Annotated in this window: 2 protein-coding genes; both read right to left on the bottom strand. The window is 67.0% G+C overall.

Features of this window, described 5'->3' with window-relative positions:
* Window positions 1-35: 35 nt before the first annotated feature.
* Window positions 36-1,043 (bottom strand): IS3 family transposase, encoded by a 1,008-nt coding sequence (locus ABT115_RS30790; RefSeq protein ID WP_502969200.1) that lies wholly within the window; start codon window positions 1,041-1,043, stop codon window positions 36-38.
* Between the two features lie 17 nt (window positions 1,044-1,060).
* The gene (locus ABT115_RS30995) at window positions 1,061-1,450 is read right to left on the bottom strand and encodes a transposase (RefSeq protein WP_502969198.1); all 390 of its coding nucleotides are present in this window, start codon (window positions 1,448-1,450) and stop codon (window positions 1,061-1,063) included.
* Window positions 1,451-1,528 lie beyond the last annotated feature (78 nt).

Below are 1,528 nucleotides of genomic sequence, written 5' to 3'. Positions count from 1 at the left end.
CGGTAGTTGTCAAGTCAAATGAGACATTTACGTCGCTATGAGCTTTGTGGTTCGGGTTGCGCTCGTTTGGCGGGGTCGTTGATCCAGACCTGGCCGGGTATCTCGGGTGGTTTCGGTCGCCGGGCGAAGCGCTCGGGGTGGCGTTTGTAAGCGTTGGCGAGGGCGACAGACCGCTGGTCCCTCACTTCGTGGGCGGTGCCGAAGTGGACCGAGGCGGGGGTGTGCAGACCGATCCCGGAGTGCCGGTGCTCGTGGTTGTAGTAGCTGATGAACGCGTCCATCCACTCCCGGGCGTGTGCCAGGGAGTCGAAGCGCTCGGGGTAGTCGGGTGCGTACTTGGTGGTGCGGAACTGGCTTTCGCTGAAGGGGTTGTCGTTGCTCACTCTGGGGCGGGAATGGCTCCGGGTGACGCCGAGGTCGATCAGTAGCTGGGAGACCTTCTTGCTGGTCATGGAGGTGCCGCGGTCCGCGTGGACGGTGTGGGGCACAACGCCGTTGCGTTCGATGGCCTCGCGGATCAACTCCTCGGCGCGCTGCGCCGTTTCGGCGAGTTCGACGGTGTGCCCGACGATGTAGCGGCTGAAGATGTCGATGATCACGTAGGCGTGGAACCAGATGCCCTTGGCCGGACCGGGCAGTCGGGTGATGTCCCAGGTGAAAACCTGCGAGGGTCCGGTCGCGACGAGTTCGGGGATCGTCCTGGGCGGGTGGGTGGCCTGGCGGCGGCGGTCGCCGTTCTGCCCGGCGGCGGACAGGATCCGGTACATCGTCCTCTCCGAACACCAGTAGTTCCCTGCGTCCAGCTCACGTGCCCAGACCTGGGCGGGTGGCAGGTCGACGTACTCCGGCCGGTTCAGCAGTGCCAGGACCTGGGCCCGCTCGGCCGGTGAGAGGGCCGAAGCGGACGTGGGTCTTGGGGACAGTGCGGGCTTCGGCTTCGGGCTGATGTGACGGTAGTGGGTGGCGCGCGAGCGTCCGGTCAGCCGGCAGGCCGCCGTGGTCCCCAACTGCCCCTGGACACCTGAGAAAGCTTCGTCGATCACCGGTGCGGCGGCGTGCTTCAGTCCGCGCTCTCGGAGAGCAGTTCCAAGAGCGCGTTGGCTTTTCCCATTACTTCGAGGGCCGCGTCCCGGCGGGCCAGGTCCTTCTCCAGCCGGGCGACCTTCTTGCGCAGCCGTTCCAGCTCGGTCTGCTCGGCCGCCTTCTTCGGCCGGACCGGAGAGGTCCGCTGGTCGGTCAGGGCATCCAGGGCGCCGGCGTCGCGGGCCTGGCGCCACTCGATCACGTGCGAGTGGTACAGCCGCTCACGCCGTAGGATCGCCCCTTTCTCCCCAGTCGGGGCGGCGTCGTACTCGGCAACGATCCGCAGCTTGTACTCCGCGGAAAACGTCCGCCGCTTCGGACGGGGCGCCGGGTCCGATCCGGAGCTACGGGGGGTGGTGCTGGCCATGCCGGGGTGTACTCCTGTTCTCGCCCTTCCAGCCTAACCCGGCAAAGCGGGCGTCTCAGTCAAGGCTGTCAGAGAGGG

This window comes from Streptomyces sp. NPDC001832 (assembly GCF_040297265.1).
In the GTDB taxonomy this organism is placed as follows: domain Bacteria; phylum Actinomycetota; class Actinomycetes; order Streptomycetales; family Streptomycetaceae; genus Streptomyces.
Note: the sequence above shows the minus strand (reverse complement) of the source record. Positions and strands in the feature narration are given on the sequence as shown.